At 64.1% G+C, this 551-nt stretch carries 2 protein-coding genes; both read left to right on the forward strand.

Going from position 1 to position 551, the window contains the following annotated elements; all coding sequences use genetic code 11:
- Window positions 1-259, forward strand: a 259-nt coding sequence (gene tnpB, locus PQR02_RS40735; protein WP_408243438.1) for an IS66 family insertion sequence element accessory protein TnpB, incomplete at its 5' end; no start/stop codon positions are given.
- A 75-nt stretch (window positions 260-334) separates the two neighbouring features.
- Window positions 335-551 (forward strand): IS66 family transposase (locus tag PQR02_RS40740; RefSeq protein WP_408243439.1); only part of this gene is annotated, 217 nt, incomplete at its 3' end.

The following is a 551-nucleotide window of genomic DNA, read 5'->3' on the forward strand; positions in this document are numbered from 1 at the left end:
ACCACTGCTTGCCCAGAACCCTGTCTCCGGCAATCTGTTCGTGTTCGTCGGGCGCGACCGCTCGAAAGTCAAATGCCTTTACTGGGATCGCACCGGCTTCGCGCTCTGGTACAAGCGCCTTGAACGGGGACGCTTTCCATCACCGTTAGCGCTCGCGCAACGCGGCTTCACGCTCGCCGAACTCAACGCCTGGCTCGAAGGTATTGAGATCCCGGCACGCGAGCCACATCGCGCCGTCGCGGTGACGCGCGTGAGCTGAACTCGCTGTCGCCTGCGCAGATACAACGCTCCCCCGATCTTGTAAACGTAGCGCGAGTTGGGCATCATGATAGCCATGCCGCCCACCGCCATCACTGTCGCGGAATTGCCGGTCGAGCCCGACGCGCTGCAAGCCTTCGCGCTCGAACAGAACCGGCTGGCATGCGTGCTGTGGGAGCAACTGGAAGCGCTGCAGCACCAGATTGCCCAGGCGAACCGTGCGCGCTTCGGCGTCAGTTCCGAGCGGCTGGCGGGTCAGGCGGAACTGTTCGACGCCGCGACAGAGTTGCCCG

Origin of the sequence: Paraburkholderia sediminicola, assembly GCF_046026895.1 — a bacterium.
GTDB classification, from domain to species: Bacteria; Pseudomonadota; Gammaproteobacteria; order Burkholderiales; family Burkholderiaceae; genus Paraburkholderia; species Paraburkholderia sediminicola_C.